Below are 13613 nucleotides of genomic sequence, written 5' to 3'. Positions count from 1 at the left end.
GTATACTTATTGGCCACTTAGTAATTTGACAGAAGTTTAGTAGTAAGTTATTGGTAACTTAGCAGTAGCTTATTAGAAGCTTAGTGGTAGTTTGTTGGGCGCTTACTGATAGTTTTGAGCAGATTATTGGTACTTTACTGATAGCTTAGCAGTAGGCTAGTGTAAGCGTATCGATAGTGTCACAGTATCTTGGTGCACTTGTATCATAAAATATTGCTTTTAATTTTATGTAGAAGAGGTTGTATTATGAATATATTATTTGTTTGTACCGGCAATACTTGCCGTAGCCCTATGGCAGAAGGTTTGCTTCGCGCTAAAGCGGAGAAGGAACAACAGAATATTGTGACTTTGTCTGCAGGCTTATTCTGTGTTCCTGGTGGTACTGTATCACCTTATGCGCGAGAGGCCGTGAAAGACTTAGTAGATATTTCCAGTCATCAAACACGACCACTTTCCATTCCTCTTATTGACGCCGCTGATTTAGTGGTAGGACTTTCAAGTGATCACAAAAATACTTTGTTGCGACAATTTCCTAATTTAAAGGATAAAATTGTGAGTCTTGGCGAATTAGCTGGCACTGGTGAAGATGTGCAGGATCCATTTGGTGGTACACAGGAAGAATATATAGAATGTGCTAAGCAAATCGAGGCGCTTATTGAAAAAAGTTGGCCTCATATTATTGAAAAAATGTAAATCTATTATTTGTTTAACTTTGCTTTGATGTTTTGAAATAAACTAAATGATGGAAAAAGTATTAAGGATATAGCTGTAGAGAAGCTATATCCTTTTTTACGTTTATATGGATGGTATCCAAGTAATATACAAAGGATATTACTGCTGGACATATGTATTATAAAAATACTATATAGATGGAGAGGACAAATGTGTAAATTATACATAGTAGAATCATCGTAACTATAGTATAATAATAAAAACAAAAGGCAAGCTACATATTTGGTAGCATATACATCAATATATACTAGGAGGAACTCATGAAAGTAGCGATTGGGGCAGACCATGGCGGATTTCGATTAAAAGAAGCTATTAAGCCTGTATTAGATTCATTAGGAGTGGAATATAAGGACTTTGGGACTCATTCAGAAGATTCAGTAGATTATCCTGATATTTCCGCGCCAGTAGCGCAAGCGGTAGCCACTGGTGAATATGATCGAGGTATATTAATTTGTGGTACCGGCATTGGCATTGGTATTGCTGCTAATAAAGTGCCAGGTATTCGCGCTGCTTTATGCCATGATACCTTTTCAGCTCATGCGTCACGGGAGCACAATAATGCAAACATATTAACAATGGGTGAACGCGTTATTGGTCCAGGACTGGCTAGTGATATTGTTAAAATTTGGTTAACCACTGAGTTTGAAGGTGGCCGCCACGAGCGTCGTATTGCTAAAATTTCAGCGTTAGAAGAACATAACTAAGCTTGAAATAGGTTAACAAGAATTGTAGGAGGTAATGTGATGAGCACATTAAAAGTACAAGATCCAGAAATCGCAAAGTATATTGAATTAGAATTAGGTCGTCAACGCAATAAGCTTGAAATGATTGCGTCTGAAAATTTCGTATCTCCCGCAGTTATGGAAGCACAGGGCAGTGTATTGACTAATAAATATGCGGAAGGCTACTCTGGTAAACGCTATTATGGTGGCTGTGAATATGTAGACATGGTAGAAACATTAGCTATTGAACGCGCTAAAAAACTATTTGGCGCTGACCATGTAAACGTGCAACCTCATTCTGGTTCGCAAGCTAATTTTGGTGTATATTTTGCTTTATTACAACCTGGTGACACAATCATGGGTATGAATTTATCTCATGGTGGACATTTAACTCATGGGTCCCCAGTGAATGTATCTGGTTCTTATTTCAATATCGTACCTTATGGTGTGGATGAAGAGACTCAAGAGATTGATTATGATGAAATGCGTAAAATTGCTCTTGAAACTAAGCCAAAACTTATTATTGGTGGTGGCAGTGCATATTCTCGCATTATTGACTTCAAAAAAATGGCTGATATCGCTCATGAAGTAGATGCTATCTTCATGGTAGACATGGCTCACTTCGCTGGTCTTGTGGCAGCTGGTGTACATCCAAATCCAGTAGAGTATGCTGATATTGTAACAACTACTACACATAAAACTTTGCGTGGCCCACGTGGTGGTATGATTCTTTGTAAAGAAAAATATGCGAAAGCGATTGATAAAGCAATTTTCCCTGGCATTCAAGGGGGCCCTTTAATGCATGTCATTGCAGCTAAAGCGGTTGCTTTTGGTGAAGCATTACAACCTGAATTTAAAGAATATGCGAAGCGCGTAGTAGCTAATGCCAAAGTATTAGCTGATGCACTGGCAAAAGAAGGCTTTAAAATTGTATCCGGTGGTACTGATACACATGTTATGCTCGTGGATGTTCGCAGCTGTGGTTTAACTGGTAAAGTAGCTGAATTCCTTCTTGATGAAGTAGGTATTACTTGCAATAAAAATACGATTCCATTTGATCCTGAAAGCCCATTTGTAACGAGTGGTATTCGTCTTGGCACACCAGCTTTGACAACTCGTGGTTTAGGCGAAGAGGATATGAAGGAAATTGCTTCCATTATTGCCGATGTTCTTAAACATTCTGAAGACAAGGATGTACATGAAGTTGCTCGTAAGCGCGTAGCTGCACTTTGTGAAAAATACCCAATGTACCCTAATTTATAATCCTTTTATACGAGAAATGAGAGAGACATATAGGTCCTATGTTTGTCGATACTGTTTAGAGTAGAAACTATTTTACATAGTTTTATAGTAGATACATGCATGGTAATATGTTATAATCGTTTAGATAAGAAAGTGTTAAGGCCTATAAGGCCGTTGACTAAACGATAGAGTATATGAGGAGGTTTACAAATGAATGTAAATGTTATGACACATCCCTTAATCCAACATAAGGTAACCTTGATCCGCGATGTAGAAACTGGTTCTAAAGATTTTCGCGAGCTCTTAGAAGAAATTACCTTGCTTATGGGATATGAAATTACTCGTGACTTGCCACTTGAAGAAGTGGAAGTGCAAACACCGCTTGTAAAAACAATGGGTAAACGCATTGCTGGTAAAAAATTAGCTATTATTCCAATTTTACGCGCTGGTCTTGGCATGGTGAGTGGTTTACTAGATCTTATGCCAATGGCTAAAGTAGGTCATATTGGTTTATACCGTGACCCTGAAACTTTAAAACCAGTGGAATACTATTGCAAATTACCTTCTGATTTATCTGACCGTCGTATTATTGTTACTGATCCAATGCTTGCTACTGGTGGTAGCGCTGCAGCAGCCATTACTTTACTAAAAGAAAAAGGCTGTAAAGACATTCAACTTATGTGCCTTGTGGCAGCTCCAGAAGGCGTTGAAGTAGTGAACAAGGAACATCCTGATGTTCGTGTATACGTAGCTGCTTTAGATGAAGGCTTAAACGAGCACAGCTATATCCTTCCAGGTCTTGGCGATGCTGGTGACCGTATTTTCGGTACAAAATAATAGAATAAAAATAAAAGTATATATATGTAAACCATAGGGCGGTTTATATAGTTTCTTATAAAAGAGCTGTAATACAGTAGTGAATCTAGTGTGTTACAGCTCTTTGCTTTTATAGGGGGAGTTTATATTGCTTTATAATTCTGTGGAAGCACTAAAAAGGCTAAGGTGATGGGAGATATCCTAAAGTAGTGGGTTAATGTAAAGCTAAAGTAATGGGCAATGTAAAGTTAAGGTAATGGGGAATATAAAGCCTAAGATAATGAGGGATATAAAGTGTAAGGAAATATATACTTTCCCTTTGTGCATAATTATAATGAAAAAAAATCAATAGACAATCATCGATATATCTAATAAAATAGATATATCGATAATTATTGTAAATTGTTGCCATGGCTGAAGGTTTTCTTTGGGGGCTTCTTAACATATTGCGATACAGCTTTATTACTTTAAGAAGGCAAGCAGTGGCGACAAATGTATTAGTATTAAAAGCGAGGTTAATTATGAACAAGACTATGAAAGCATTAGCATTATCCTTTGTAGCGGCCGGCGTATTTTCTTTTGCTCAGGCTAATACTGAAATCACAGTAGATCAAGCAACAGCTGTAGCATTAGCAAAAGTACCAGGTGCTAACGCATCTCATTTATACAAAGTACATCCTGACTATGAAAATGGTCGTAAAGTATATGAAGGTAAAATCTTCTTTGACGGTGTAGAGTATGAATTCGAAATCGATGCTCTTACTGGTGAAATCACTGAGTGGGATGTAGACCGCGACTAATTAAGGGATTAAGTGCTATCATTTTATAATGTACAGATTTAAGCATATTGATAGCAAGTAAAGCCTATAATAGATTGTTACTTATAGAGTACCTAAGAATACATAAGTAATAGTAAACAAAATAAATAAAGAGCCGAGCAATTGCTCGGCTCTTTTTATTACTTAAGTTTAAAAATGATACTGTACTTATTCATATACTAAATATATTAATGATTATGTTTGCAATGAATATCTCTTTGGAATATACAAGCACTTCTAAAAAAATAGTTGTAATTTTTACAGAGCTAATATAATTTTTATATACCCACTGAAATTCTTACATAGCTGCTGTTAAGAAACGCATTACAAACATGGCCAAGATAGTATTGACAACGCTCAATAAGATGAGTAGTGGCCAATATTTTACAGGTACATCAGCTACCCCAAGAAGACGGCCCATGTACTGTAATTGTGAACCAATTAAGAAGATGGCTGGCATAAGAATTGTAGCACCTGTGCCATCAAGGATGCCATGGCTCATTAAACCAACGGCAATACCAACGCCGGCAGAAGATGATAACCAGGAAGTGAGTAATACTGTAATAGCTTCACCTGGTAAGCCGAAAACGCCCATAATAGGACCGAAGACAACACCGATAAAATCAAGTACGCCTAACAGTTTTAAGATTAAGGCAAGCGTGTAGGCCATCAATACATTTGGTAACAAGTTAGTTGTACCTACTGTAAAACCTTTACGCGCGCCTGCAATAAATATATCAAAAGGATTTTTGCTTTTTTTATTGTTGCTCATCGGTGAAATCCCCCTTGTAAATAGTATTTAAGGCTAGACGGCAGAGCACAGCGCCTACGAATTTAAAAACGAAAATAAGTACTAGTGGAATCGACAATGGCAATGTAAGAACACCGAATAAGGCGGCCCCATTGGAGAAGTAGTTAGAGATCATACCAGCACCACTATATTGCCATTGTGTGATGATAATCAATTCCTTCATAGTTACTTGCTTATTATCATATAATTCTTTAGTGAGTGCAGCGCCTGCGTCTGTACTTTGTAAGTCAGTAATTAAGGCAAGACCGGTACGGCCAGGTACACGCATAATAGGATATAATAGCGGAGTTAATAATTTATGTGCTGCGCGTATCGCACCATACTCAGTGAGTACTTCCAGTACACCTAGAGCTAACATGATGGACGGAATTAAAGATAGGGCAAAAATAAAACCTTGGCGAGCCCCTTCACCTTTAGCACCGAGGAAGTTAACTTTACTGCCTTCGCCACCGATTACGCCGAATTTACCACCTAAAGTAGTGAAGTCGAAAGCACCGAGCCATTCATAGCCTTGTACCTTCATAAAAACCCCAGAGAAGAAGAGGATAGCAACTGCTAAGGCAATGTAGTCAGTCCACTTCGTTTTGGGGTTCCAATCTGTTTGAGTTCTTTCTTGGTCGTTCATTTGTTACCCTCCTTGAATATATATGTACTTGTACAGTAGATATTTTTATTATAATATATACATAGAAAGACTTTCAATACTTCCATAAAAAATATTTAATAAAACATTAAATAAACGATATAGTATATAGAATATTGTTTAGCTTGTTTTATATGTAATAAATAGTGGGAACAGGGAAAGTGAGAGAAAACTGATAAAAGAGATATTATTAAGGAGGCATTACTATGAGTCATGTATTAGATTATTATAATCATTTGCACACAATTCCAGAATTAGGTTTTCAAGAGGTAAAAACATCTAAGTTTATTGCCGATAAACTAGCTGAGTTTGGCTATACAGATATTCAAACTGGTGTAGGTGGCACTACTGGTGTAGTAGCTACTTTGGACAGTGGAAAACCAGGTCCGACTGTATTGCTTCGCGCTGATATGGACTGCTTAGCTCACAATATTAATGGTGAGACTGTGTTGCGCCATACTTGTGGTCATGATAGTCATTCTTCTATGGTCTTAGCAACAGCAGAAGAAGTAATTAAATACTATCCAGTAGCTAATGGTAAATTAAAATTTTTATTCCAACCAGCTGAAGAGTTGGGCACTGGCGCTCATGCAATTGCTGATGCAGGTGTATTAGAAGGTGTGGATTATGCATTTGGCGCTCATGTGCGTCCTATTGAAGAAGCCAGCAATGGTCAAGCTGTAGCCGCCATCTATTATGCTTCTTCGGCAACAATTCAAGCTACCTTTACAGGTGTTACAAGTCATGCAGCACGCCCACATTTAGGCGTTAATGCTCTTGATGCAGCTGTATTGGCGATTAATGCAGTAAATACAATTCATTTGCGTCCTACTGAGTCCTATAGTGTAAAAGCAACTCAATTCCATGCTGATAGCGGTGTAACAAATAGTATTCCTGAGAAGGCCTTTGTTACTTGGGACTTGCGTGCACAGCTAAACCCAACGATGAAAGAGCTTCATCAAAAAGTAATTACAGCTATAACTAATGCAGGTCAAGCTAATGGCTGTACTGTAGAATATGATGATAGCAAAATGCTAACAGCAGCAGAACATAATGAAGAATGTATTGATCTATTAAAAGAAGCTATCTCAGAAGTATTGGGCGAAGAAAATATGGTGCCAGAAGTTATTACACCAGGTGGGGAAGATTTCTGGGTATATACAAATCGTTATCCCAATTTAAAAGCCGGTTTCTTTGGTTTAGGTTGTGATTTAAAACCAGGTTTACATCACCCAGATATGAGCTTTGATACTACTGCATTAGAAAATGGTGTTAAGATTTATCTAACTGTACTTAAAAATATGGGTATTATTGCTTAATAAAATCTGAGGAGTATGGCGCAATAAAACCTGAGGCTTATTGCGTAATAAAACCTGCGGAATATTGCGTAATAAAACTTGAGGAGCACTGCGTAACGGAGGATTGTTGCAAAATAATCTGATGGAATAAGACGAAACAATATAGGTTAACCAATATAAGGGCTAAGTCGTAAAGGCTTAGCTCTTTTTCTGTCAATTTTTAGTAAAATGACTTGCACATTACTCACCATATGGGGTATTATATAAGCGAGGATATTTTTTTGTATTGTGTGGGACGATTTTTGCTCCGGTGGGATGAAAGAGGTACAACGTGAAAGATTTATCAGAAGTGTATCAGCGAATAGCGCCAGAGTTAATGCGTATCGTAGAGGAACGCTATTTACTTCTAAATCACATATCCTATGCCCAGCCTATTGGCCGGAGAATGCTAGCAACGCTAAGCAAGCTGTCTGAGCGCGTAGTGCGGTCGCATGTGGAGATTATGAAGGATAATGGCTTAGTTGCGTTTACTCAGCAAGGTATGGTATTAACTGAGGAAGGCAAACGCATTTTACCAGAGTTAAATTCGTCGATGCATGAACTTAATAAAATCAGTGAATTAGAGACTAAGATTAAACAAGCCCTTCAAATTGATGAAGTGATTATATCGGGAACAGATAGTGATACGCCAAAAGATCGCAAGGAATTAGGCTTTAAAGCAGCTAAAACTTTACAGCGTGTTTTAAAACCTAATACTGTGTTGGCCGTTAGTGGTGGCAGTACTATGGCTGTTATGGCCCAATCATTGCCAGCTAAAAAATGTGATGTCACAGTGATTCCAGCTCGTGGTGGCATTGGCGAACGCGTAGAATATCAAGCGAATGTAATTGCTTCGGTCATTGCAGAGAAACTAGATAGCTCGTATCGCATGATTCACTTGCCTGATGGCTTGTCTCAAGAGTCTCTCAATATATTGATGAATATGGAGCCTCAAATTAAAGAAGTTATGGAATTAGCGACGCAAACTGAAGTTCTTATTTTCGGTATCGGTGAAGCTATGCACATGGCGGCACAGCGTCATATTAGCGATCAACAACGAGCTGTTTTGAAAAATAAACGTGCCGTTGGCGAAGCATTAGGCTATTATTGTGATGTGGCTGGTAATATTGTGTACGCCACTAATAATGTGGGTATTGCACTTGCAAATGTACCTAATATTCCACATGTTATCGCTGTTGCTGGTGGTGCTGAAAAAGCCAAGGCTATCATTGGTGTTATGAGAGCTTGCCGTAAAGGTACGCTCATTATTGATGAAGGAGCTGCTGAAGCAATGTCAGCGCTACTGCATCTTAACTAATTGTTATTTTCTAAGTCATTTTTCGAGGATAGTGGCTTAGTAAGTATAAATTTATAAATTACAGAGTAGTTTATATTGGGTATTAATCTTAGGAGGAATGAATCATGGCAGTAAAAATTGGTATTAATGGTTTTGGTCGAATCGGTAAATGCGTAATGCGCGCCACTTTAAATAATCCTGATGTAGAAGTAGTAGCAATCAATGACTTAGGTGACATTGAAGGGTCTGCACTTCTTTTTAAACATGACTCTGTTCACGGTAATTTAAAAGAAGAAGTTACAGTTGATGGCGACTATTTAATCGTTGACGGCAAACGTGTTCGCGTATTCCACGATCCAAACCCATCAAATATTAACTGGTCTGAAGAAAATGTAGATATCGTTGTTGAAGCGACTGGTCGTTTCCGCAAGGGCGAAGAAGCAGCACAACATTTAGGTGGTACTGTTAAAAAAGTAATCATTTCTGCACCTGCTAAAGATGAAGACATTACCATTGTAATGGGCGTAAACCAAGATAAATATGATCCTGCAAAACATCATATTATCTCCAATGCAAGTTGTACAACAAACTGCTTAGCTCCTTTTGCTAAAGTTCTTAATGATAAATTTGGTATTAAACGCGGCTTGATGACAACTGTTCATTCCTATACTAATGACCAACGTATTTTAGATACTCCACATAAAGATCTTCGTCGTGCTCGCGCAGCGGCTCTTTCTATCATTCCTACAACAACTGGTGCAGCAAAAGCAGTAGCATTAGTATTACCTGAATTAAAAGGTAAGTTAAATGGCTTTGCTCTTCGCGTGCCAACTCCAAATGTTTCTATCACTGACCTTGTAGCAGAGTTTGATAAAGAAACAACTAAAGAAGAAATCAATGCAGCACTTCGCGAAGCAGCTCAAGGCGAATTAAAAGGCATTTTAGGCGTGTCTGATTTGCCACTTGTTTCCCATGACTTCAATGGCGATTCAAGAAGCTCTATTGTGGATGCTGATTTAACTATGACAATGGAAGGCAATATGGTAAAAGTTGTTTCCTGGTACGATAATGAATGGGGCTATTCTAACCGTGTAGTTGACTTAGCTAAATTCATTGGTGAAAAAGGCCTATAATTAAACGGGGGACTTAATAGTCCCCTTTTTTCACATGCTATTTTAAGTTACATAGTATAGCAGTGGTATTAGAAGTTTTATACATAATGCTAGACATTCTAGGTGTAATGGAAGCCATTATGAATGTGGCGTCGGTCCTAGAATCGTAGCTATTCTAAAACTGACTTGGAATACAAAGGAATGTGTAATTACTTTACGAAGTTTATAATATAAGCCATGTACTGTGGAGGATTATATGAAGAAAACATTAGAAGCAATTGAAGTAGCTCATAAAAAAGTCTTTGTCCGCGTAGATTTTAATGTGCCTTTAAAAGAGGGTGTTATTACTGATGATACGCGTATTCGCGCTACGTTGCCAACGATTAATTACTTAATTGGCAAAGGCGCCAAAGTTATTTTAGCCTCTCATTTGGGTCGACCTAAGGGAGAACGTAAACCTGAGTTTACTTTAGCTCCTTGTGCTAAACGCTTGAGTGAACTTCTTGGCAAGGAAGTGGCGTTTGCCAATGATTGTGTAGGTCCTGAAGCAGAAGCGGCAGTGGCAAAACTACAAGATGGGGATGTGCTATTATTAGAAAATCTTCGCTATCATAAAGAAGAAGAGAAGAATGGTGCAGACTTTGCTAAAGCCTTGTCTAATTTAGCAGACGTTGGCATTAATGATGCCTTTGGCGTATCTCATCGCGCTCATGCTTCTGTGGAAGGGATTACCACATATTTACCAATGGTAGCAGGCTATTTATTGGAGAAGGAAATTAAATATGTGGGCGGTGCCGTAGCTAATCCAGAGCATCCATTTGCAGCCATTATTGGGGGCGCCAAAGTAAGTGATAAAATTGAAGTTATTTCAAATTTATTGCCAAAAGTTGAAGTTCTCATTATTGGCGGTGGTATGGCAAATACTTTCATTGCAGCCAAAGGATATGCTACAGGGTCCTCGCTAGTTGAAAGCGATAAAATTGAGCTCGCTGCGTCTTTAATTAAACAAGCAGAAGAAACTCATACTAATTTATTATTGCCTACTGATTTTGTAGTGGCCGATGCATTTAGCAATGATGCCAATCATAAAGTAGTGCCCGCTGATGGCATTGAAGAGGGATGGATGGCTCTTGATATTGGCCCAGACAGTCAAAAAGCCTTTGCCGAAGCTTTACACTCTATGCGCATGATTGTATGGAACGGTCCAATGGGCGTATTTGAAATGGACAATTTTGCCGCTGGTACAAATGCGGTGGCTAAAGCAGTAGCTGAAGCGGAAGCCATTACTATTGTAGGCGGTGGTGATTCGGTAGCAGCTATTGAAAAGAGTGGTCTAGCAGATAAAATTTCCCATATTTCCACTGGTGGTGGCGCTTCCCTTGAATACTTAGAAGGTAAGGCTTTGCCAGGCATTATGGCATTACAAGACGCATAGGAGGCATTATGAGACAACAAATTATTGCAGGCAACTGGAAGATGCATACAAACTTAGCTGAGGCAACAATTTTGGTGGAAGGCTTAAAAAAGGCTCTAGCAGAAGCTAAGACTGAACGCGAGGTTGTAGTATGTCCCCCATTTACTGGGCTTAGCACAGTATGTGATTTAGCCGATGAAACAACGATTCGCGTAGGCGCTCAAAATATGCACTATGAAGTAAGTGGTGCTTTTACTGGTGAAGTGGCTCCAACTATGTTGACAGATCTAGGCTGTCATTATGTTATTTTAGGCCATTCTGAACGCCGTCAATACTTCGGTGATACTGACGAGCTAATCAATAAAAAAATAAAAGCAGCTTTTGCGAATGATATTGTACCAATTCTTTGTGTAGGTGAAAGCTTAGAGCAACGCGAAGCTAATGAAACACAGGCGTTTATTGATAGTCAGTTGGAGCAAGGTCTTGTTGATCTTACGGCTGAACAAGTAGGGCAAATGGTCATTGCTTATGAGCCTATTTGGGCCATTGGAACGGGTAAAACTGCTACTGCTGAACAAGCTGGTGAGGTATGTACAGCAATTCGTAAAAAAGTGGCTTCTTTATTTGGTGCCGATGCAGCTGAAGCGGTGCGCATCCAATATGGTGGCAGCGTGAAGGGCAGCAATGCGAAAGAAATTTTATCTCAAGCAGATATTGATGGTGCTCTTGTGGGCGGTGCATCACTAAAAGTGGAAGACTTTATGGCCATTATTACGGCTTAAGTAATGTTAGCTGTGAGTGTAGATTACTAATTAGGTGAAATCTACTTTAACGGCTATTTAGTTTAGATTGTATTCCAGAAAGGCAGTATTCAGTTTAGCTTGAATATAGTTCACGTAGTACCTAGTGTAGTCTGAATATAGTCTAGTTAGTATCTAGTGTAGTCGCTATTCAGTTTAGACAATGGATAGTCTAACTTAGTATTACACAGATTTGATGAGTAAAATAAATTTATGGTGGGGCGATTGCTTAGAATATTGTGGTAATGCCCTTCCTGTGAGAGAACATGAGATAAGAAAGGGACTATATGGCAAAATTAAAAAGTCCAGTTATGTTAACTATTTTAGATGGCTTTGGCTTAGGGGACTTGCAAGATGCTACTAATGCAGTAGTGCAGGCTCATCCGGAGAATTTTAAAGCGCTCTATGAGGCGCATCCTCATACGCAATTAGAAGCTTCTGGTCTTGCAGTAGGCCTTCCGGATGGACAAATGGGTAACTCTGAAGTGGGCCATTTAAATATTGGTGCTGGACGCATTGTATATCAAGAATTAACGCGAATTACTAAAGACACCGAAGAAGGAACTTTCTTTGAAAGAGCTGTTATTAAAGATTTATATGCCCATGCTAAAGGAAGTCGTCTTCATATTATTGGCCTTTTATCAGATGGTGGCGTTCATAGTTCCTTAGATCATATAAAAGCGATTTTAAAAGGAGCTAAAGAAGCCGGTATCAAAGCTGTATATGTACACGCTTTATTAGATGGCCGTGATGTGCCACCAAAGAGTGCATTAACTTATGTAGCAGATTTAGAGGCCTTTATGAAGGACTTAGGTTTAGGTAGTATTGCTACGATAGGTGGTCGCTACTATGGTATGGATCGGGATAAGCGTTGGGAGCGTGTAGAAAAGGCTTATAATGCTATTGTAGATGGTGTAGGTCCTACTGCTGAATCCGCTACAGCTGCAGTAGAAGCATCATATGCACAAGATGTGGTAGATGAGTTTGTAGTGCCAGTGGTCTTACAAAAAGAAGGTTCTATTGAAGCCAATGATGGCGTAATTTTTGCAAACTTTAGACCAGACCGTGCTCGCCAATTAACTCGCGCCATAGTGGATCCAGAGTTTACGGGCTTTCAACGCAAGAAAGGTGTTGTGCCAGTATATTTTGCCACTATGACAAAATATGAAGATGGTTTGCCAGTTCATATTGTATATGAGAAAGAAGTGCTTACCAATACATTAGGGCAAGTACTATCTGAAGGAGGCTATACACAGCTTCGCATTGCAGAAACAGAGAAATATGCGCATGTTACCTATTTCTTTAATGGTGGTGAAGAGGTGCCATTTGAAGGAGAAGAGCGCATTTTAGTGCCTTCACCTAAGGTGGCTACTTATGATATGCAGCCTGAGATGAGCGCTTTTGAAGTTACTGATAAAGTAGTGGCAGCTATTGAAAGCAAAGCTTTTGATATGATTGTGTTAAACTTTGCAAATCCAGATATGGTTGGTCATACAGGTGATTTTGAAGCAGCAAAAAAAGCTGTGCATACAGTGGATACCTGTTTAGGTCGCATCGTAGAAGCAATCGAGAAAGTAGAAGGTCATTTGCTGATTACAGCAGATCATGGTAATTCTGAAATGATGATTGACCATAGCACCGGCGCTCCACATACGGCGCATACAACTAATCCAGTGCCACTAATTTTAGTTAGTCAGGCATATACTAAGGAAAACTGTGAATTAACACCAGGTCGCCTATGTGATTTAGCACCGACTATGCTGGCTTTAGGTGGGATTGAGCAACCGAGTGAAATGACAGGTAAGAGTGTAGTGCCGAAGAAATCGGGCCCACCACGGTAGAACTTGTTCCCTGTAATAAAGGCAGGTT

At 38.9% G+C, this 13613-nt stretch carries 13 protein-coding genes; 11 read left to right on the top strand and 2 right to left on the bottom strand.

Features of this window, described 5'->3' with window-relative positions:
- The first annotated feature begins 246 nt into the window (after positions 1-246).
- The 5 genes from QZR90_RS02370 to QZR90_RS02350 all read left to right on the top strand — a co-directional run bounded on the left by QZR90_RS02370 (position 247) and on the right by QZR90_RS02350 (position 4312).
- Positions 247-693 (top strand): low molecular weight protein arginine phosphatase, encoded by a 447-nt coding sequence (locus QZR90_RS02370; protein WP_295788352.1) that lies wholly within the window; start codon positions 247-249, stop codon positions 691-693.
- A 299-nt stretch (positions 694-992) separates the two neighbouring features.
- Positions 993-1436 (top strand): ribose 5-phosphate isomerase B, encoded by a 444-nt coding sequence (gene rpiB / locus QZR90_RS02365; RefSeq protein WP_295788350.1) that lies wholly within the window; start codon positions 993-995, stop codon positions 1434-1436.
- Between the two features lie 39 nt (positions 1437-1475).
- On the top strand, positions 1476-2717 hold the full coding sequence (gene glyA, locus QZR90_RS02360) for a serine hydroxymethyltransferase (protein ID WP_295788348.1): 1242 nt from the start codon (positions 1476-1478) through the stop codon (positions 2715-2717).
- Positions 2718-2906: 189 nt separating this feature from the next.
- A complete protein-coding gene (gene upp / locus QZR90_RS02355; RefSeq protein WP_295788345.1) occupies positions 2907-3533 on the top strand; it encodes a uracil phosphoribosyltransferase in 627 nt (208 codons plus the stop codon).
- 389 nt (positions 3534-3922) lie between these two features.
- Positions 3923-4312: a PepSY domain-containing protein gene (locus tag QZR90_RS02350; protein ID WP_295788344.1), complete on the top strand. Its 390-nt coding sequence runs from the start codon at positions 3923-3925 to the stop codon at positions 4310-4312.
- Between the two features lie 316 nt (positions 4313-4628).
- Here QZR90_RS02350 and QZR90_RS02345 read toward each other — a convergent pair whose 3' ends face one another.
- Positions 4629-5102, bottom strand: coding sequence for a YjiG family protein (locus tag QZR90_RS02345; RefSeq protein ID WP_295788342.1), 474 nt, complete (start codon positions 5100-5102; stop codon positions 4629-4631).
- Positions 5089-5766 carry a nucleoside recognition domain-containing protein gene (locus QZR90_RS02340; RefSeq protein ID WP_295788340.1) on the bottom strand — a complete coding sequence of 226 codons (678 nt, stop codon included), beginning with the start codon at positions 5764-5766 and terminating at the stop codon, positions 5089-5091. Before QZR90_RS02340 ends, QZR90_RS02345 begins: the two co-directional genes overlap by 14 nt.
- Positions 5767-5990: 224 nt before the next feature.
- Here QZR90_RS02340 and QZR90_RS02335 point away from each other — a divergent pair, with 224 nt between their 5' ends.
- The 6 genes from QZR90_RS02335 (at position 5991) to gpmI (ending at position 13585) form a co-directional block, all read left to right on the top strand.
- The gene (locus QZR90_RS02335) at positions 5991-7103 is read left to right on the top strand and encodes an amidohydrolase (RefSeq protein ID WP_295788337.1); all 1113 of its coding nucleotides are present in this window, start codon (positions 5991-5993) and stop codon (positions 7101-7103) included.
- A 310-nt stretch (positions 7104-7413) separates the two neighbouring features.
- On the top strand, positions 7414-8439 hold the full coding sequence (locus QZR90_RS02330) for a sugar-binding transcriptional regulator (RefSeq protein WP_295788335.1): 1026 nt from the start codon (positions 7414-7416) through the stop codon (positions 8437-8439).
- Between the two features lie 104 nt (positions 8440-8543).
- A complete protein-coding gene (gene gap, locus QZR90_RS02325) occupies positions 8544-9551 on the top strand; it encodes a type I glyceraldehyde-3-phosphate dehydrogenase (protein ID WP_295788333.1) in 1008 nt (335 codons plus the stop codon).
- A 235-nt stretch (positions 9552-9786) separates the two neighbouring features.
- Complete coding sequence (locus QZR90_RS02320; protein ID WP_295788331.1) at positions 9787-10965, top strand: phosphoglycerate kinase; 1179 nt, start codon at positions 9787-9789, stop codon at positions 10963-10965.
- 5 nt (positions 10966-10970) lie between these two features.
- The gene (gene tpiA / locus QZR90_RS02315; protein ID WP_366208657.1) at positions 10971-11726 is read left to right on the top strand and encodes a triose-phosphate isomerase; all 756 of its coding nucleotides are present in this window, start codon (positions 10971-10973) and stop codon (positions 11724-11726) included.
- A gap of 305 nt (positions 11727-12031) precedes the next feature.
- Positions 12032-13585, top strand: coding sequence for a 2,3-bisphosphoglycerate-independent phosphoglycerate mutase (gpmI, locus tag QZR90_RS02310; protein ID WP_295788327.1), 1554 nt, complete (start codon positions 12032-12034; stop codon positions 13583-13585).
- Positions 13586-13613: the final 28 nt, after the last annotated feature.

The sequence above is a fragment of the uncultured Veillonella sp. genome (genome assembly GCF_900545795.1).
Taxonomy (GTDB): Bacteria; Bacillota; Negativicutes; order Veillonellales; family Veillonellaceae; genus Veillonella_A.
Note: the sequence above shows the minus strand (reverse complement) of the source record. Positions and strands in the feature narration are given on the sequence as shown.

What these genes read in the sequence shown, in the direction of transcription:
- QZR90_RS02345 (WP_295788342.1), bottom strand. Translation starts at nt 5,102, where the DNA reads ATGAGCAACAATAAAAAAAGCAAAAATCCTTTTGATATATTTATTGCA.
- QZR90_RS02370 (WP_295788352.1), top strand. Translation starts at nt 247, where the DNA reads ATGAATATATTATTTGTTTGTACCGGCAATACTTGCCGTAGCCCTATG.
- QZR90_RS02340 (WP_295788340.1), bottom strand. Translation starts at nt 5,766, where the DNA reads ATGAACGACCAAGAAAGAACTCAAACAGATTGGAACCCCAAAACGAAG.
- upp (WP_295788345.1), top strand. Translation starts at nt 2,907, where the DNA reads ATGAATGTAAATGTTATGACACATCCCTTAATCCAACATAAGGTAACC.
- gap (WP_295788333.1), top strand. Translation starts at nt 8,544, where the DNA reads ATGGCAGTAAAAATTGGTATTAATGGTTTTGGTCGAATCGGTAAATGC.
- QZR90_RS02320 (WP_295788331.1), top strand. Translation starts at nt 9,787, where the DNA reads ATGAAGAAAACATTAGAAGCAATTGAAGTAGCTCATAAAAAAGTCTTT.
- glyA (WP_295788348.1), top strand. Translation starts at nt 1,476, where the DNA reads ATGAGCACATTAAAAGTACAAGATCCAGAAATCGCAAAGTATATTGAA.
- gpmI (WP_295788327.1), top strand. Translation starts at nt 12,032, where the DNA reads ATGGCAAAATTAAAAAGTCCAGTTATGTTAACTATTTTAGATGGCTTT.
- rpiB (WP_295788350.1), top strand. Translation starts at nt 993, where the DNA reads ATGAAAGTAGCGATTGGGGCAGACCATGGCGGATTTCGATTAAAAGAA.
- QZR90_RS02335 (WP_295788337.1), top strand. Translation starts at nt 5,991, where the DNA reads ATGAGTCATGTATTAGATTATTATAATCATTTGCACACAATTCCAGAA.
- QZR90_RS02350 (WP_295788344.1), top strand. Translation starts at nt 3,923, where the DNA reads ATGGCTGAAGGTTTTCTTTGGGGGCTTCTTAACATATTGCGATACAGC.